This is a genomic window from Legionella sp. km535 (assembly GCF_003990085.1).
Taxonomy (GTDB): domain Bacteria; phylum Pseudomonadota; class Gammaproteobacteria; order Legionellales; family Legionellaceae; genus Legionella; species Legionella moravica.
This window is the reverse complement of the sequence record NZ_RZGU01000015.1, coordinates 83,343-102,896: the sequence shown is the minus strand read 5'-3', so window position 1 is coordinate 102,896 and position 19,554 is coordinate 83,343. Positions and strand designations below refer to the sequence as shown.

Here is a 19,554-nt window from a genome sequence, read left to right as displayed (position 1 = left end):
TGGTCTTATAATAATGAAAGACCTAATATGGCTATCGGTGGCATTACACCAAGGCAGAAACTAGCTTTAGTGGCTGCTTAACTCTCTATTTTTGATGTCGGTTAAAAATGGGGGGATTACCGTGGATGCGATCAGGTTCTTTTAAAAACCAATCGTGCTCCTCAATATCTCTCTCGACTTCTTGAGCTTCTGTAAATTCAATCTCGATTCCATCTACTATACTTTTTCGTTTTTCCACTTCCTCCCCAGTTATATGGTGTATGCGTTTTTTTCTCTGCATATAATACTCCCAGGTATAGTGGAACTATGATTAACTGCAATTTGAGATTATTATTAAAAAGCAATTTGTTGCGTATTCAACTAGCTAATGCAGCTAATACATGCTCAGGATCTTTATTTATTGCACGAAGGAGAGCTTTTGCAGGGCCCGTTGGCTCTCTCCTCCCCTGCTCCCAATTCCTTAATGTACCAATATTAACATCAATTAAATGACAAAATTTTTCTTGAGTTAAACCCGTTTTTCTTCTTATTTCTTTTACATGAACAGCATCTACCACAAATTCTCGCGAAGGAACGCGCTCACCATCAACAATTTCATTCATTTGAGTCATGCTTTCGTATAATCTTTCAAATAATTTTTTATCCATGATTACCACCGTTCATTTAATTGACGTAACATTTTCTTTTGGTCTGTCGTTAAATCATCTTGCACCCCTTTCTTATAAATAAGTAAGAGTCTGATTTGTGAAGCTGAAGTTACATAATAATATATAACTCTTACACCACTTCGCTTTCCTTTTCCTTGAGAAGACCACCTAATCTTTCGCAAGCCTCCTGTTTGCTGTATAACATCACCCACCGAAGGATTATCAGCAAGATACTTTTGAAACTCAGCATATTCATCATCAGATAAAAGCTCTTTTACATCCTCTGTGAAAATTGGCGTTTCAATAAATATCATTTCAATTCTTCTTTTTATTTGATGAGTAAAGTATATACAATTAGTTATTGTAAGTCAATGACGTAGTTTTTGTAAGTAATAAAAATGGGGGTTTTGTTTCCTAGTATTGCTCTATAAACATTCTAACTTAAAAATGACCTTTAATAGCTTGTGGAAAGTTAATTATCTAGGTTAACTTTTCAAAGTTAAGTTATTAGCCTAAATTACGGAAAATTTACTTTCAAAGTTATAATGATATTATTTATTAAGCCATTTAGTTTCAAATAAATAATTAGAATTTAAATCAATTTCACTGATTATAACTTTTTTATTAAGCTTTTTTTCAAATTCGGTGTTTAACCATTCAATATAAGCTATTTCTTTTTGTACATAACCTAATGGGGAATAATTGGAGACGTATAGCAGCTCAGTATGATAGTTGATCTCTTCTTTAGGATTGATTAATCCCGTATTTTTATCATATCGTTTTTTATATTTTAAATTATATAAATAATTATATTTTTTGGGAGAGCATCCACGATACGATTCAAATACCACTTTTCCTAAAGACTCTTTAATATTTAGAGGCTTATCAACCACAATACCTTTATAAAGTATTTCGGCTTTACTTTTAGGATATGGGTCTATATAAACGACCTTTTTAATTCCAGAGGCAATAATTTTTTTTGCGCATAAATGGCATGGATAGGTGTTACAATATAATGTTGCATTTTTTATACTAACGCCCCTCAAAGCAGCATCACATATGGCAGCTTCTTCTCCATGCACAGGTCTTAAAAATTCAATGAGATCTTTAATCGCGCCCTTCTGTAAGATTTTTTTAATAATATTTTCTCTATTTTTTTGAAATAGTTTTTTTACTCTATTGGGTAAATCATTTTCTATATCTTTAAGAATTTCTTCAGCCATCTGCTCTTTTATTATAGTTGTTAAGGGTTTTCCTTGCTCATGACAAAAATAATCTCTTAAATCTTCATCTTTAGTGTCATTCCAATAAGCACCACCACCAAACTTAGGAACTTCGTTGCAGCCTGCTGAGAGAATATTTCCATCATCATCTGTGATCACAGCACCAACCTGTCTATATAAATCACCAGAACGCATAGCACATACTGAAGCATTGGCCATCGCTACTTCATCTTTAGTTGGCGTTTCTATTGGATCTCCTCTCAAAATATCTAATAATCTCTTAATATCTTCTTTTAAAGTATCGTATCTTACAAAATATGATGCATTTGTATATGTTTCTCGAACTGATTGACCATCCTTATTATTTTCATCATGCTTATCACGCTCAATGATGTAAGTGGCTTTTTCTTTTATCTCTTCATATCTCTTATCAGGGCAACATATAATTTCTTTATTAATTAAATGCTCTAATCTATGGGCTTTAGGTTCATAGACAGAAATTAAAATTAAATTATGTCCATATATTCTTCTTAAAACTTTATACTCGTCATTTCGTTTAAGCGATTTTATGATGTACGCGTTGGATTTGGTTGGAATACGTTTTTTATTAATTTCACATGTAGCAAGTATTCCCATCATAGCAGGATAATTTTGAGCTATCTCATCTCCTTGCTTCTGATAAAATTCAACTTTGTCTAAATGGCTTTTACCTGAAAAAGTGGGGTTGTCACTAAAATAGATGTTGGGTAATTTTGATAAAACAATAGGATGCACTTCGTCATAAAAACCTTCCAATATACCCTTTATATAATTTACAACCTCATCAAAGTTAGTTCCTGTACCTCCGACCAAAGCAATCACTAACTCTGAGCTAATATCCATTTCATTACTCTTATAATCCTTTTAATAAAGTTTAGACCATAACCAATAGCCAGAATGATTTTTACATAATAGTTTTATGTCTCTTAATTTATGAATTAGTAACCATATGAAATTATTGACGTTGCGGAGTCTACAAGTTCGCTTTAAAAGACTTGATGAACACCCGTATTTACTAATCGATTTAATGAACAAAACACGGGTTTTGAACGGTAGTTGTCTTTTAATTTTTCAGGCAATTAATTGATCTACATGTCTAATTGAAAGTCATTTGATGTGCTATTATTACTTAGGTAATTCATTTTTCAATAAGTCGTTAGGAATCTTCTAATATGAGAAAAATCAGGGAGTTACAAAATAAAATTAATCAGCAAATAGATGCCTGTAATAGAAAAAACAACACAAATCTTAAAGCTGAAATAAAAAAACACGGTATGGAGTTCACCATCGCAATTTTTGAAAAAATACCGTCACATCATTTTTTCCAGACTCCACCAATTAAAATTGAACGATTATCCCAAGACGAATTTCTAAAACTAAAACCAAAAGACATTGAAAATTTAATTCCAAAATTGGTTAAAGAAGCTATTGACTTACCGGACGAAGAACAAGACCTACCCAGACACCCTGGATCAGGAATATCAAAATGAACAAGAAAATTAAAGGAAAGAATAAAAAACATAAATCAAATATTGTGTCTGAAATGAATTTTTCATATGCAAGGTATAGTTTTTATACCTCTGAATCGTCAAAAATTGCCAGACAGGTAGCATTTGTTGAGGGGGCTATTTTTTGGACAGTGTATTGGTTAATCGAATGTAGGCCAAAATTTTTACTCATTACCTTTTTCTCAATATTAATTATTTTCTTTATAATTGATTTAGTTCAATATTTATATGGAGCATTTTTATCTAATTCAGATGCTCAAACAATAAAAAAAATACATCAACAAAATCCAGGAAAAGATATTAACTATAATTTGGGGGATGAAACAGGTAAAAAAATTGAAAAATTTTTTATATTAAAAATGATTTTTCTGGGTATTTCAGTAGTTCCTTTATTTGTGATGTTTAAACTTTATGCTACAAGCTAGAAGGAAATAATTATTTTCAATTATTAATGTATTTATATAGAGTGGTCTTTCCTACACCAACCATCTTACAAATAGATTGAATTGAATGCTTCTTATTGGCATAAAGCGTTCTAGCTAATTCCTTTTGCTCATCACTAAGCTTTTCTGGCCTTCCACCCTGCCGCCCTCTAGCCCTAGCAGCTTCAAGACCAGCAAGAGTTCGTTCTTTAATTAAATTACGTTCAAATTCCGAGAGTGCTCCAAATACATGGAACATAAACTTACCGGACGATGTTTCAGTATTTATAGATTCGGTAATACTATGAAACCCTATCCCTTTTTCCTCTAGCTTAGCCACATATGCAATCAGATGCTTAAGAGAGCGCCCTAGCCTATCCAAACGCCATACCACTAGAACATCTCCTTTTCTGAGATAATTCTGTAATTTGTCTAACCCAGGTCTTTCCGAAACCGAGCCGCTGATCTTATCCGTAAAAATTTCCTCACAACCCGCCCTTTTTAATTCATCCAGTTGCAAGTCTAAATTTTGTTCATGTGTTGATACTCTGGCATACCCTACTCGCATCGTTCATCCTTTTGTTCAGAAAGTCTAAAAAGTTAGATTAAAACGAACTTTGTTAAATGTACAGAGTTTACGAACCGATTTTAGGGGTAGATTGAAAATTTTAAGATTTGAGATCGATGCGTTCACAAACCCATCATTTTTGGGAATGTCGTAATAATTGATAGTTCAACACCTATTTATAATGATCGGCTGATTCAAGACCTAGACAAGAACCAAATTTCTGAGAGGCAGTAACGAAACTACAAAAAGCTATTAATTCGATTAACTCCTTGCGAGAAAAATATAGCTCCATCTCTTGAACTTCCTCTTTAGAAATGGATGTATGATCTATTGCAAATTTATTTGCAAACCTTAACGCAATTGCCAAACGTGTCGACTCGGGATTTTCTTCTGGAGGCCCAGCCTTTAACATACAGTATTGACATAAATTTTTAAAAGCCAAAGCACGCCTAATTTGTTCAAGAAACTCTAAAGTAAATACATTACTTCGAAAAAAAACTTCCTCCAATTTTGCCCATTGATTTAAAACCTCAGGTGCATGCCCCATTAATTTTTCAAAAGGTGATCCACCATAATTTGATAGCTCAATATATGACATATATATAATGTTCCATAGGGCGTGTTAACATTTCTACTCTCTTGGCCAACCAGCATACGAGATCAGTTCAATAAAATGTTTGGTTGCTAATATATTGAATAATAATTAATTAAAACCGTTTTTTAAACTCATTTAGCCAAATAAACTCATCTTTAAACAAAAAATAATATGAGTTCATTTAATATGTTTCTTGGATTTATTGAACTTTAACGAATCCCATAATACCTAAGTAATCCAAAATTTTGCCTGCTTTAACAAATTTTATTGTATTATATTGTTAATTATCAAAAGATTGTGATTCTTTGATAGAGTTAGTAAGATCCGAAGATACATTATACATTTTCCCTTCGATAGTCGCTTTATGAAGACTGAATCAAACTCACAGTTTCAAAGAGGAGACAGGGGTACATGGGTCGTCAATGAGTTTCGCGATCCTCCTCCTCTTTCTGAATTACAGCCAGATACTTTTGTGAATCTTGATGGTGAAATGAAACTGCTATCCCAGCTTTCTCTGATAGGAGCAGGGATATTAATTTACGGAGGTTGCACCAGTATTTTTGATTTTAGCAAGGGATTATTCAATCCTGATTTGATAGAAGCTCATCTTACTTATCCTCAAATTTATTATGTAGATCACAATAGGAAGCTTCACACCTGCATGAGATTTGAACTTTTTTTCTCTACACAGAGTGTACGGGATAAATTTATAAAATCCCTGCCAAACTCTGCTCATGTATATCCTAATAAAATTCACAGCTATTACTCTGATACTCAAATTAAGGCAACAATATTGACCAAATCAAGAGAATCTTATATCGAAGTTATAAATAAAATACTCGAGTTTCCTGAAGCCAGGCTAAAAGCAGATCAAATATTGAATGACCGTTATTTTGGTTTTGATAGCAAGGTTTTTGTGAAAGATATCCCATCTTTAGATGAAGCTTCACATGCCATCAATAATGCATCAACAATAGCATCTAATCTGATTGACTCCGTAACAAGCAACACTACTTCAACACCCGAAATAACATTTGTCGAACCGAGTGAAGCATCCCTTGCGCTTGCACAACTTCACCCTTCCAGGAGCAGCTCACCAGAATCGGTTGATACGAAGGTCCATCCCAATGACTCAACACAAAATTTAGTTTTAGTCCAGGCACTAATTGCAGTTCAACCAGATAAGGCACATGCTGAAATTGCGTCGCCTCACATTGATGAGCCCTGTTCATCAGAGTTAGTCAGCTTACATATCAGAAATCTGGAACCAGACACAGAATTAACCTTACCTGAACCTTGTAAAAAAACAACTGAGCTTGACCCGCTTCTTTGTGATGCACACAGCTCGGATATCACACCTGATGATAATGGCAATTTAAAAAATGGATTAATTAAAAACAGTATATTCACTACCATACGCGATAATATATCCAATCATCATCGTGCATCTCCTTCAAGCCAACGATTACCTACACATCAAGAGACTTTAATGACAAAATGTTTTGGAGGTTGTTCTCTTTTATAAATGGGTGCGGTTCCTTTAAAGCAACAAAAACCCCTTGAGTCAAGCTGGTGGGCACGCTTCGCTTTGTCCACCAGCTCCCACTATTCAACAATGGCGACATCTCACTATTTTTTATGCGAATTTTAAATTAAAGCTAAAAAAAATTACCCCATTTTTTTCTGTTCGACAAATTATCAGGTCATTAGAATTTCATATAATCATTATTACTTTTTAAGTGTTCACTCAAAAAATAGAGATTGCTACCATGGTTATGGTTTTTACATTATGTAAAAATATTCCGTGCATTACTCGTTCAATGCAGTACTGCAAAAATAATCGTCAAAAGGATTTACGTCATGCCCAATATAGCAAAACGCACATTGAAATTTACTCAAGGCTTAGGTTACGGAACGTTAACCACTGGAGCAGCTTTAGGAACACTAATTTTAGCAACAGCAACCTGTGGCCTTGCCATGACAGGTATTGGAATTCCTTTAGCATTTGTCACTGGAGTAGGAGCTGGTGGTTGTGGCTATGGCACCGTATTTTTTGCTAAAAAAACAGGTCATAAATTCGGACGGGCTTTTGAAGAGGGCAAGCATCATCACGATCATAATGGACAAAACATAAATTATGGTTTTACAGAAGTCGACGTAAATTCAATCACTGGAAGTAATGCAGCGAATAGCTTGAAAAACAGCAAGATCTCAAAAAGCACCAGTGCCAAAGAAGAACAATTAGCAAATAGCTCAAATCCCAATGCCCACAAACCACTATTTAGTGCTCCTGGTACCGAAAAAACACAGATCACTCTGGTTATGAGTGATACGGCTCCAACCCAAGATCCAATTAATAAAACCAGTATGATTAGCCCCGCGGCATAAACTGAAATTTAGCTCGAGATTAAAGTTAATCTCGAGTTTTATCAATTCCATAAATCAGGGCCATAAACAACTTAGACTAGTACAGCCTTGGCCTAATGGCACTACCTTAACCCATTATTATTTATTGCAAAAATAAAATAGGTTTCCTAAGATAAAAAGAGAAACGACTATTTGATAATCAAGAAGGATACTATGTCAAATACACAATTTCATGTGTCCATGCAGGATGAATAATCAATGGATTGGGATTTTCCTGGTTATGCTAACCCTGATATTGCTGGTTTTATTTTATATATTTACCACACCAATTCCTCAATTAAACAGTTATCATCATTTTGCTGACACACGAACACTATTGAGAATTCCAAATTTTTGGAATGTTACTTCCAATGTATTTTTTATATTTGTCAGTATCCTTGGATTCAGATCACTCAACCAACAATGGAACAATAAAAAAATACAGGGAAAAGAGGCAGTCGTTTATTTAATAATGTTTACAGGCGTTTTTCTTATCGGGGTTGGTTCCGCTTATTATCACTGGTCTCCTACAAATGAGAGGCTAGTTTGGGATAGAATTCCTATGACCATTGTTTTTATGTCCCTGCTGTCCTTGATGATCATGAAAAAAATTAATTTTAATTGGGGATTTCGTTTATTAATACCCCTACTATTATTTGGAATTTATTCAGTACTATACTGGCATTGGACGGAGGAATTAGGACGTGGAGATCTCAGATTATATATCTTAGTACAATTCTATACACTGTTTTTACTTGTTTTCATTCTGCTCTGGTCTCCAAAGTCCCCTCCAGAAACAAAAGCGTTTACCGGTCTGTTGGTTTTTTACCTTTTAGCCAAAATAACGGAACATTATGACCTGTTCATTTATCAGATCAATGGGCAAATAAGTGGCCATACTTTAAAACATCTATTCGCAGCAGTCAGTGTTTATTTTGTTATTAATATTTTAAATTCATCTTCTCAAGGTACATCTAATAATCCTTAAGCTACACTATTAGAGTATGCTATTGATAAGACAGGGAAGCAATGTTCAACGCACCTGAATAATATGGAAAAAAAAACGATGACGTCCATTAAGTGTACCAATCATAAAAATCACTCTGCCTGGTACTGGAAGCCATTTGTATGTCTCGGAATGGTGTTTAAATTCCTTTTTAAATTAAGTATTGGGTCATGGGGTACCCTGGCGATATATTATTCAAATCTACCTTGGTTTTTTTTACGAGTAAGCCTGGCGATTGTATTTGCACTATTTGCCATTTGGAGTTTATGGCTCTCCCATAAGTCGCGAACACTGATAATATTTGCACTAATATATCTTGGTCTTATTGGGTGGTGGATTAGTATTAAACCCATGGAGGATAGAAACTGGCGGCCTGAAGTAGCGGTTATGCCAAGAGCCGTCATTGATGGAAATAAAGTTCACCTAATTAATGTCCGTAATTTTGACTACCGCAGTAGAAATGATTTTATTATTCGATATGAAGATCGTGATGTCGAGTTGTCACACTTAATTGGCTTGGATCTCTATATTTCTTATTGGATGCCAGGTCCGATAGGGCATACTTTTGTGAGTTTTATCTTTAACAACGCTCCTCCGGTTAGTATTTCTATTGAAACACGACCAGAGGTTGGTGAAAGTTTCTCACCTGTTGCTTCACTTTTTAAACAATTTGAGCTGATTTATGTTGTTGGTGATGAACGCGACCTGGTTCGAGTGCGTACGAATTATCGAGGTGAGAAAACGTATCTCTATCACATTAATATTTCTCCGGAGAATGCGCGCAAACTCTTTATGATATATCTTACGAGAATCAATCAACTTGCTGAACGTGCTGAGTTCTACCATTTACTCAGCAATAGTTGCACCATAAATATCATACGCTATGCAAATAAAGCAGGGCGAGTAGGCCATGTGAACATGAACCACTATCTGAATGGTTGGCTTGACAGTTATCTCTACGATAATGGCTGGTTAAACACTTCAGTACCGTTTGAAATTTTGCGCCAACGTTCGCAAATTAACAAAGCGGCTCAGGATGCTAATCATAGTGATGATTTTTCAAAAAGAATCCGTTCGTCCTTGCCATCAGGCAATTGAATTAAAGCGACTCAAAGTGATATGCAATTGCCTGGTCCACCAGATATTTACTCTGTCAATTCATTTTATTTGAAGTATCTGTAGTGTCTTTTTCCTGAATTGGCTCTGAAACCTCTGAGTCTCTCATACCCAATACGGAATCCTTAAATTTTTTTTGTGTGCCCATCTGTTCCGAGTTCATAGATTTAGTTTCATCAGGAATTCTGTTTATTGAGATAAGCTTTGTAAAGGCGTTCAGAGCACCAGTAAACATCGTTTTTAAAAACTGAGTAAACGGTGTGAATGAGTCAAGGAATGTCATTGGAGTCCTTTCATTTAAAGCACTATCTTTGCTCACCGAAGTGGCAATTTTCTGTACTGATGGCTCAAGGCCTGCTTTCTCTTTTAACAGCTCAATACAACGAGTATTTCCAGATGCAATAGCTTTGGGTAGTGCCTTAGAGGCAGTTATGAGATTAGGAATGTCAATGCCAGGATTATTTTTTTCTATCAAAGAAATGACGTATTCCAGGCATTCAGGATTATTGGATTTAGCTGCCAACCGCATGTATCTTTTTTGAACATAAGCAGTCTGAATGCACGTATTAAACCGTGTGCCAATTTCTTCATTCTGTAACAGTCTTTTCAAGGCTTCCAGCCTTCCTTCCTCTACTGCATTTTCACATGCTTTATCGTATGTCGAATTCAGAAAACCGGATTCCAGGCCTTCCATTTTATCTTTATATTCTGGCCGCAATAAAACGTCAATTGCTTCCATCCGGTTATGCTTCGCTGCTCGAGCCAAAGCCATGTCGGAACCGGTTACTCCTGATTCAAACAACACCTTAATCATCTCGACATCATTTTGCATCGCAGCAACTGATAACAAATCAAAATGCGACAAATGAATATTAATCGTTCGGCTGAGGAAATCAGGATCTTCTATTATCAGTCCGTTGACTAACTGTGTTTTGTCAGGAAAATCATAACTGATTTGTTTCGCTGGATGAGCCATCACATTGATGGTTAACGGCATTTGAGTTAAAGGTTGTTTCTTTCTATCGGGACCAAAACTGTCACTTGCTAACAGACTAGCAAGTTCCTCACCGTTCTTACAGATCATGATTTTTCTATCATTAGGATCATAAACATGAAATTGTCCATCTTGCACTGAAATCGCAATCGTGTGTTGAAAAGAGGAAACAGTCCATGAGGTTTCATTAGCCTTCATTTGTTCAAAAATCCTGGACCATTCTTCTGTTTTAGCGATCAACCCAAGATTGTATACCTTTTGCATCGGTTTTGTGACGTGAGCACCTGTCGAATGACCGTGTGCATCATTCACTGGTATTGAAACACCTAATAAATTAACACTATCATCCTGGGCATAACGCTTATCGAATACCTCAGGTAATAAAGCAATGAGGGCATCGCCAATGAATTTATTGATCCGACTGTCGCTAATATCACCCGGTTCATTGAATAATAGCGTTCCTTCAGCTACCTGGCCTTTTTTAATCAAACCAATTGCTCCAGCTTTTTTAATAATAGCCTGGATAATCTGAATAAATTCCTCCTGTTTTCCTTCTATAACGAATTTACAATAAACCGTGGACAAACCATGACAAATGCCCTCATTTCCCGCTTTTAGTTGTATTTTACCTTGATGTTCCAAATAGGCATTTATCATAGGAATTAAATGGTATTGATCCATACCGATGACGTCATCGTATCCTAATCCTGTTTTTTTTTCGTTTGGTGTATACACAATAATATCGATTGAGAAATAATCTAAAGTATAGATCATAATCCAGGAGCTATTGTGTCATCGCTTCGGGATTAGCAGCCTGGAATTTTAAAGGGTTCTCGAGCTGATTTAATGCTGATTATGGGCCGTTGGCTATTGCATTTTATCCCTTGGATTCAATTCATCATCACGATGTGCAGTATAAATTTTGAATCGATTTACTCCTGTTTGTCTGGATTGATTCATCGCCATTTCAGCCAATTTAATTAAGGATTGAATATCCGTCCCATGAACGGGATACAGGCTAACTCCTGCATTTACTGATATTTGAATTAATTGCTCCATAATGTGCACTGGTATTATTAGATCCTGAATCAATTGTTCAATAAAAGATGCAAGGAATGCATTTGATGGTTCATTGGTAAGCATCACCACAAACTCATCCCCACCTATGCGTGCCAAAATATCCCCCTTGCGCAAATTGACCTTTAGTTTAGATGCAATATGAATCAATAACTGATCTCCCACATCATACCCATAGCGCTCATTAATGGATTTGAAGTGATTCATCTCTATAACTATCAAAGCCACCGTATCTTGAGTTCGCGTTAATTGTTTTATGGATACCTGGAACAGTTCATAAAGCATATTGCGATTGGAAAGCCCGGTTAACCCATCATGAGTCACTTCATAAAACATACGACTGTGTTCCAGCGAATTCATGATTTGAGCCATTAATAAATGCAAACTGTTTAAATGATCAGATGTAAATACATTACTCATACTCCGATGTTCCAAATACAGTATTCTCGTACATTGGCCTTTGTACAATAGAGGCATCATCAAGAGTGCCTTGGGATTTTTTTCCATCACATAAGGATCCTGACCGGAGAATTCTGATTGAGCCGCATCATTCAAAATAATTGGCTGTTGCGTTTGTTCCACATAACTCAGGATGAATTTTGGATATACGTTAACTGCATCAGCAGCTTCGAGGCCATTTAGATAAATAGCTTGATGTACCAGATTCCCCTCTGCCACTACAATCCACCGCTCCTCCATTTTCTTTAAAAGAACACAACGCTCAGCATTAGATAATTCCAAAACAATGACCAAAAGCCTTTGCAATAGACGATCCAGACGAATTTCACCTGAAATTAACTGGGAAAACTTTAAAATGGCCAACATATCCAGGTTTTTTGTATCGCCAAGGGCATAAGCAGGGTTTGATACAACCGACTCATCACTCGAACCGCAGTAATCGAGTAATAAGGCTGGATAGGTTTCTTCCAATAATTTAACTTTGGTTACAGCGCCCCAATCTTGATAATATCGGTGTGCATTACATAAATAGAATTTAGCTACTCGTTCAATCTTCATGTCAAGACAAATAAGAGCCGCCCGTTCACTGGCTATCGCAGCAATCAGAATCAATCCCCTGGAAAGTGCCAATTTAATTGATTGTTCACAGAGCGCAAGTGCTTTCTCATGATCTCGATTCAGACAAGCCAATTCACTCGCTATGAGCAATGCATAAACTTTGTAATTACCAGGACACCAGGAGGCGTATTTATCAATAAAAAACGCCAATCGTTTTAATTTTTTTAAATATACCTTTCTTTTAGCTTTAGGTATTTGAGGAAGATAAGAAAATAGAGCAAGAGCAAAAAAAAATTTACCATCCAAATGGCTTACTAAACCCTTATCGTATTCAGCATAAACCTCATGCTGTTCACCCGATAGAACCGCTTCCTCATAACGACCCACTAAAAAATTCAAACGAGTCAATGTACTGTAAAAAAAACTTAACTCCGTTTTACTTTTTCCATTTTTTATCTCTTCTTCAAATAATTCAGTCTTGTTAATCGCCGCAAATTCGCCATCCTTCAAATATTGCACTAAAAATTCCCAGAATTTTGCTACCGTAATAAAATCAGTGATCTTGACTCGGTTCATAAACGACAAAGCCAAACTGATATTCTTTTTTACCTCATCCAGATTATGTCCGGCTGATATGGCGTGAAGAACCAGTAATAATTTGCTGTAATTACTGTAAACCAAATCACCTGAATCACAACATAATCTGAATGCATTATTGACGGTACGGTTACACTCTTCAAAGGAATTTTGATAGGGCTGAATAAAAGTTCCTAATACAAACTGATTTTTTCCTTCAAAATCGGATGATCCATACTCTTGCTTCAACCGGTCGTATAAACGAACAAAAGAGATGGCTTCATCATATAAATTAAGTGAATGCATAATAATAAAAGCATAAACTGGAATGGACATCGAAGTACTTTCGGTATATCCATATTTGAAACTCAAACTCATATTTTTACACGTTAAAATAACGAAGAGTTTTTGATTAATATTAAAGGCGCTATTTAACAATTGAGTGATTAGGTTAACAATAGCCTTTTGTTGTACGTCAGTCATTGGAGGCAAATAAACTTGTTCTATTATGGTATTTCTTAACTGAAATTTAATTTTATAAACAGCAATCAACAAATGCAGTATATTCGGCTTTTCCGGGATGTTTATATTGTATTCGCGTAATGCTGCCAACCCCAAATGCAAAGCCTCTGTATGTTTACCCAAAACAGAGAGCATTTCTATTTTCAATCGATAGACTTCAAGACGATCTGTAGCGCATTGTGCATGATTTAAAAGTTCAGAAAAATAAAGATCAGCGGCTATAAAGTCCCCAAGCAGATATTTACAACACGCACATTCCTGATACAACCGAAATGCTAAAGTATAATTTTTACTCCAATTAACCGACTCCAAAAATTCAATACCTGCTGATAGATGTTCGTTTGCTGCATCATAAGCGGATTCCATTTTCGCTTTTTGACCTGCCCAGTAATTATATTGAGCCAGTAGATGTCTCTCTTCAATATCATCAACTAAAGGAATACTTTGATTAAAATGTTTCAGCACAGTGAACAATCGATCATCATACTTATCCAGTGGTTGTTGTTTTAATAATAACCGGCCAATTTTCAAATGAATCGCAGGCCTGTCCTGTGGCGCAATAAGGTCATGTGATGCCTGTTGAATTCGGTCATGTGCAAATCGATACTGTAAATTACCAAGTTCTAAATCCAAAACCGATTCATTTAACCCGACCAGGCCCAATGTTTTATAAGACTCGTCCAGAGGAAGGATTAAATGAGCATTTATTGCTTGCCATAGTTGTTCGGCAGTATTACTTACGGTCTGACCATTGATAACAAGAAGTGTTTTTAAATCAAATTGATGACCAAAACATGAAGCAAGCTTTAACAGTTCCTGGCCAGGTTTTGAAAGCAGATGAATTTTAGCTGTAATCAGATTAATTACATTATCATCGGCACTTTGCCGGTTTATCTCTTCTAAATTCCACTCCCAAATACCCCGATCATAAGAAAAAATAAGCAGCTGCTGTTGATACAGAAGCTTTAAAAACTCATTAATAAAAAATGGATTTCCTTGGGTTTTTTCAAAAACGCAGTCAGCAAGACTTTGAACTCTTTCGATGGAACCCGCTAATGCATCCTGTAATAATTGTTGAACATTGCTTAAATTTAATGGCTGCAATGTGAGAAGTGTAAGGGGTACATGACTCGTATTTAAATGATTTAAACAAAGCTGCAACGGATGATTTTCATTGATTTCATTATCCCGATAAGCTCCGATAATCAACAAATATTGATTGCCTCTATCGTTTAATAAATTTTCAATAAAGCTGAGAGATGAATTGTCTGCCCATTGCAAATCATCAAGAAAAATCACTAAGGGATGTTCTTCGGTTGCAAACACGCGCACAAAATTTTGAAACACCAGATTAAACCGGGTTTGTGCATCAACAGGATTCAATTGAGGTACAGCAGGTTGTTCACCTATAATTAACTCTACCTCAGGAATAACATCGATGACAATTTGTCCAATGGTTCCCAATGAATGCAACAATTGATTTTTTAGTTCTTCGAGTTTTCCCTCATGCTCTGCCAAAACCTGTTTGACCAAATGTTGAAACGCAGTCACAATTGCACTGTAAGGCATACTCCTTTGGAGTTGATCGTATTTACCCTGGATAAAACATCCATGCTGCTCCACTATTGAATTGTATACTTCCCTGACAACAGCGGTTTTTCCTACTCCTGAATACCCGGCGATAACTACGATTTCAGATGCTGCCTGACTCACTCGTTTATATGCGTCAATGAGTTGTCGCACTTCATGTTCACGGCCGTATAAATTGCGCGAGATACTCAAATGATCCTTAATGTCTTTTGTTCCGAGTGAGTATTCGGTGACCTGTCGCTTGATAACCCACTGCTTGTAACAGTCCACTATATCCGACTTGATGCCTATAAAACTTGAATACCGATCCTCTGGCATTTTTTCTAATAATTTATCAATAATTGCTGCCAGCATTTTGGGGATGTTTCGTCGAACAGCCAATACAGACAGCGGTTTTTTAGTGATCTGTTGTTCAATTAACTCTTGGCTGTTACGTGTTTGAAAGGGCAACTGATTGGTTAGCATCTCATAGAACGTAACCCCTAGAGAATAAAAATCAGTTCGATAATCTACTGGCCGGTTGATTCGTCCCGTTTGCTCGGGAGAAATATAAGCAAGTTCCTCACTAAATTGTTCCAAACTCGAGGAATCAAAGGACTCTTCAGCCAATTTTGTGGAAGCACTCAAATCGATTAATTTTAGAGTTAGTTTCTGTGTGTCGATAACAATATTGGCAGGCCGTATTTCCTTATGAATTATATTCCGTTGATGCAACTCTCCGACAATATCAACCAATTGGATTGCCAGATCGAAAAAATCACCAAGCTCGAGAGTATGATCCAGAATGTAAGAACTTAATAACTGCCCGTCTACATGCTCAAGAATCAAAATGGGAGCGGGCGTATTAGGTAAAAAATCATAGGCTTTAATTATTGGAGGAGCATTTACAGTTTGTAACACATGAAATTCATGCTGCAAAATAGCGAGATTTTCTGAAGAAGTGAAATTATTATTGGGAATTTTTAATAACACTTTGCACTTATCTTTTAGCCTCAACGCGTGATAAGTGTCGATGTTATGATTGTGCCTCATTTTATCATGTAATTCATATCCCAATACAGTAATCATGTACATCTCGGCTTGCAGTTTTTCGTCAGTCCTGTCCTGCGTGGTTTCTATCGCAATATCAATTCATTTTAATTATAGACCAAATCGAATGAGCTATTTCTTAGAGCTTCATATGAAGTGTCATTAATAAGCTAGAATAAACAGAAGAGTGATCAAGAAAGGGACTTATATCCTCATGAAACATCATAATCATATCGCCAAACACATCAAATCAGCTGAGTCCGGCAGCAACAGACATAACAAAACAACCGTATTTGTTATTGTACTGCTCAGTATTGCATTATTGTGTTTTAATTAAAGCGTTCCGAGCTTGATTAAAACCGTTTGCTACATATAAAAACATAGCGCTCTTAATTTTGCCTTAATCTCCGCTATCTATAATGTAGTTATCTAAATTCAAGAGCCCGCTCTATGATTTCTTTTAAAGATAATTTATTTCGAATTTTCCAAAAATATCCATTTCTCCACATAGATAAAGCAGGTGAGCTCACCATTATTATTCCATTAACCGGGGCACAAAAAATTACCGGAGCTATGTCAAAAACTGGTGATAAAACAATGGCGCTTCATTTATTTGGCGATAACACCTGTAAAGCAGATCTGGAGAGAAAAAAATTCTTTGGAGGATTATTCTCAGGGAACTCCGATACATTCAAAACCCAATTCCCTAATCTGATTAGAGATTTAAACCAGTTACTCTCGAATAAGAAACTACCTCCCAAAAAGCAAAAATTTTTATCCACATTAATAGAAAACCTGAATGAATTAAGTAAACAAGCCGACACTTTTCAAACGGGTAATCCCGGTTATGGAGCAATGAAATCCGATCTCGAGCATGGAGAAGACCTTTTAGTGGCCAAAGGAGAATTTATTGTTAAAGTAAAACCGGATAGTGCCAGGACATTAAGTTTACCCAATATCTTGAATCTGACAAACTCGGGTGAAGATCCAACCCGCAAACTCATACCTAAAATTGTGATCGATGACTATCTTGATGCACTGTCCCAAATTAAAGCACCCGCAATAAAAAATCGACTCGATTTAATTCCCGAGGCCATACAACAAATAACCAACATTCGCGATTATCTGAATAGAACAGAAAATAAAAGCCCTAAAGAACTGTTTGTTAAAATGTACCGGTACTTGCAAACAAAAGACAGCTCCTTAGCTGATCGCACTTCTGACGTATTTGAAGACATGGAAGAAAATTTTGGCTATCTCATCGATACAGATGACGATTTAAATGATTGGAGCGATAAGGAACTATTCGAAGCTATAGAATTTGTATTTAATAATGCAAACATTCTTAAAGAATCACCATCAATTCAGCAAAAATCTTTTGAAACTATCTACCAAAATGCGGTAAATCAATATGAAGAAAACCATCCAGATCCCCATAACTACCGGGAAAATAAAAAATCAACCTACAAATTATTCATATTACAGACCTTTCTCTATTTATGCATCCTGGAGCTCAGATTAAAAAATAAAGAAATTGCAAAATCTTTTATTGATTTCATCCAGGATCCAGAACAATTAAACCAGTTGATAACCACTCTATGCACCGATGAAAAAGAATTCAAAAGAATCATATCTGAGGAGTTTCAACTCTCGGATGAAGAATATCAATCAATAATTGATGCCACATTTGAAATCTCAATTCATCACATTGATGCAGACCATTATGATGAGTTACGATTGGCCTGCACAGCTGAAACTGTTCACAACACTCATTATCTGGTCATGGGTGGGCGCCTTTGCTGGAGCATAGTACCGATTACCGAAGACAGTAACCTAAACAGTCCAGAGCAGCAACAACAAGCCTCTGCTCTTCATTTTGAACATTTTTATAAAAACCGTCATGACTATGTGAAACATGCAGTTGCGTTTAAGAATGTCAGGGCATTACTCAATAGAATGTTGAAAGAAAAATTAGAACCCAGTGTTTTAATCCCGCTGATTCCCGATCTTTCAAATAATCAGGCAATACAACTTATAACCGAAACGATTACCAATAATCAATACACCCAAGCTGCGCTCCTAATTGAACACAGCCAGTTAGAATGCTCCTCAAAAGCCATTAGTGCAGCCCTAAAACAAAACCCCATCCCCACCCATTTAATTCAAATTTTTCTCAAAAAAGATCCTGAATATGCCCGGTATATTGAAGGAGAAGCATTGATAAAGGCCGCTCAAAGTGGTGATTTGAATCTGATCAAGCTCATCTTGCTACAACGACCGGAGCTGCTTGAATATGAAGATACCATGAAACAAACCGCCTTTCTTTGGGCATGCAGAATGGGACAAATTGAAGCGGCTTCACTGTTAATTACGGCAGGCGCCAATATTCATTCAAGAACTATTGTTCCTCCAAATTATATTCACAAAACAGGAGAAATAGCTTTGGGAGGCAGAACTGCCAGACAATGGGCAGAACAGTTAACTACACAAGAGCCAGAAAAGGCAGCTCTCTTTAAAACACTATTTACAAACTACTACCAAAGTTTGGATCGTCAATTTTCAGTAAATCCATCATACAAAGATCTTTTTACAAAAAATCATCTTACCCAAGCAATAGACAATGGAGATTTAAAATTAATTAGGATTTTATTGAAACATTGTCCTGATTTAAAGCAAGATTTTAGCGAAGACGATTCAATTCGAGCCCATCATCAATTAGCCCAAAACAATTTACGTGCCCAGGCACTTCCTTTTCAAGAACAATTTAATGCCAAATTAGAACAACTTCAATCAAAAATGCACCGACTTGCTCAAAAAAACGCTAATAACGCAGTCTTGTACCATACTATTCACAAATTAAACAATAAATTAAACAAGGCAAGAAACCAGTTTTTTAATCACGACATTACATCCGAATCACTGCAAAAATTTAATAAAGTGTGCAAGCAGGCTCTTGAAAATGCCAAACCCATATTGGCACAACATCGTGGTTGGCATAACTTTCCACAATTCATCAGAGCAGTATTGGGAGTCATTTCAGCATTAACGATTATTCCGGCCTTAGCCATTGGTTTGGCAACTCCTAATGGGTTTAAAGGCACGTTCTTTGATAATAAAGAAGCAGTAAAAACCACTTCAGCTAAAAAGCTGGAACAATTTGATCAAGAACTGGAAACCCTAAATTCGCAAATGAACCAGCAATTAAGCAAGTAATTGAGA

At 36.0% G+C, this 19,554-nt stretch carries 16 protein-coding genes; 8 read left to right on the top strand and 8 right to left on the bottom strand.

Going from position 1 to position 19,554, the window contains the following annotated elements; all coding sequences use genetic code 11:
* Positions 1–85: 85 nt before the first annotated feature.
* The 4 genes from ELY21_RS10330 to ELY21_RS10315 form a co-directional block, all read right to left on the bottom strand.
* Entirely contained in the window at positions 86–280 is a 195-nt protein-coding gene (locus ELY21_RS10330; RefSeq protein ID WP_127109233.1) for a hypothetical protein, read from the bottom strand.
* A gap of 76 nt (positions 281–356) precedes the next feature.
* On the bottom strand, positions 357–647 hold the full coding sequence (locus ELY21_RS10325; RefSeq protein ID WP_127109231.1) for a DNA-binding transcriptional regulator: 291 nt from the start codon (positions 645–647) through the stop codon (positions 357–359).
* A gap of 2 nt (positions 648–649) precedes the next feature.
* Positions 650–961 carry a hypothetical protein gene (locus ELY21_RS10320; RefSeq protein WP_127109229.1) on the bottom strand — a complete coding sequence of 104 codons (312 nt, stop codon included), beginning with the start codon at positions 959–961 and terminating at the stop codon, positions 650–652.
* Between the two features lie 237 nt (positions 962–1,198).
* Positions 1,199–2,752 carry a deaminase gene (locus tag ELY21_RS10315; RefSeq protein ID WP_127109227.1) on the bottom strand — a complete coding sequence of 518 codons (1,554 nt, stop codon included), beginning with the start codon at positions 2,750–2,752 and terminating at the stop codon, positions 1,199–1,201.
* 329 nt (positions 2,753–3,081) lie between these two features.
* Here ELY21_RS10315 and ELY21_RS10310 point away from each other — a divergent pair, with 329 nt between their 5' ends.
* A complete protein-coding gene (locus tag ELY21_RS10310; protein ID WP_127109225.1) occupies positions 3,082–3,399 on the top strand; it encodes a hypothetical protein in 318 nt (105 codons plus the stop codon).
* A complete protein-coding gene (locus tag ELY21_RS10305; protein WP_127109223.1) occupies positions 3,396–3,842 on the top strand; it encodes a hypothetical protein in 447 nt (148 codons plus the stop codon). The genes ELY21_RS10310 and ELY21_RS10305 overlap by 4 nt, the downstream gene beginning before the upstream one ends.
* Before the next feature lie 16 nt (positions 3,843–3,858).
* Here the strand turns inward: ELY21_RS10305 and ELY21_RS10300 are convergent, their stop codons facing one another.
* The gene (locus ELY21_RS10300; protein WP_127109221.1) at positions 3,859–4,407 is read right to left on the bottom strand and encodes a recombinase family protein; all 549 of its coding nucleotides are present in this window, start codon (positions 4,405–4,407) and stop codon (positions 3,859–3,861) included.
* A 172-nt stretch (positions 4,408–4,579) separates the two neighbouring features.
* The gene (locus tag ELY21_RS10295) at positions 4,580–5,005 is read right to left on the bottom strand and encodes a carboxymuconolactone decarboxylase family protein (protein ID WP_127109219.1); all 426 of its coding nucleotides are present in this window, start codon (positions 5,003–5,005) and stop codon (positions 4,580–4,582) included.
* Between the two features lie 361 nt (positions 5,006–5,366).
* Between ELY21_RS10295 and ELY21_RS10290 the strand changes: the two genes are divergently transcribed.
* From ELY21_RS10290 to ELY21_RS10275, 4 genes are all read left to right on the top strand, one after another.
* On the top strand, positions 5,367–6,527 hold the full coding sequence (locus ELY21_RS10290) for a hypothetical protein (RefSeq protein WP_127109217.1): 1,161 nt from the start codon (positions 5,367–5,369) through the stop codon (positions 6,525–6,527).
* Positions 6,528–6,862: 335 nt separating this feature from the next.
* Positions 6,863–7,390, top strand: a complete 528-nt coding sequence (locus ELY21_RS10285) for a hypothetical protein (RefSeq protein WP_127109215.1) — start codon at positions 6,863–6,865, stop codon at positions 7,388–7,390.
* Between the two features lie 259 nt (positions 7,391–7,649).
* Positions 7,650–8,396, top strand: coding sequence for a ceramidase domain-containing protein (locus ELY21_RS10280; RefSeq protein ID WP_158618548.1), 747 nt, complete (start codon positions 7,650–7,652; stop codon positions 8,394–8,396).
* A 78-nt stretch (positions 8,397–8,474) separates the two neighbouring features.
* Entirely contained in the window at positions 8,475–9,512 is a 1,038-nt protein-coding gene (locus ELY21_RS10275) for a DUF4105 domain-containing protein (RefSeq protein WP_127109245.1), read from the top strand.
* A 55-nt stretch (positions 9,513–9,567) separates the two neighbouring features.
* On the opposite strand, the gene ELY21_RS10270 is transcribed toward ELY21_RS10275, so the two are convergent.
* A complete protein-coding gene (locus tag ELY21_RS10270) occupies positions 9,568–11,298 on the bottom strand; it encodes an ankyrin repeat domain-containing protein (RefSeq protein WP_127109211.1) in 1,731 nt (576 codons plus the stop codon).
* A 93-nt stretch (positions 11,299–11,391) separates the two neighbouring features.
* On the bottom strand, positions 11,392–16,374 hold the full coding sequence (locus ELY21_RS10265; RefSeq protein WP_158618547.1) for an AAA family ATPase: 4,983 nt from the start codon (positions 16,372–16,374) through the stop codon (positions 11,392–11,394).
* A 175-nt stretch (positions 16,375–16,549) separates the two neighbouring features.
* Between ELY21_RS10265 and ELY21_RS15930 the strand changes: the two genes are divergently transcribed.
* Both ELY21_RS15930 and ankF read left to right on the top strand, forming a co-directional pair.
* Positions 16,550–16,672: a hypothetical protein gene (locus tag ELY21_RS15930; protein WP_255411184.1), complete on the top strand. Its 123-nt coding sequence runs from the start codon at positions 16,550–16,552 to the stop codon at positions 16,670–16,672.
* A 113-nt stretch (positions 16,673–16,785) separates the two neighbouring features.
* Positions 16,786–19,548: a Dot/Icm T4SS effector AnkF/LegA14/Ceg31 gene (gene ankF / locus ELY21_RS10260; protein WP_127109207.1), complete on the top strand. Its 2,763-nt coding sequence runs from the start codon at positions 16,786–16,788 to the stop codon at positions 19,546–19,548.
* The last annotated feature ends 6 nt before the right edge of the window (positions 19,549–19,554 follow it).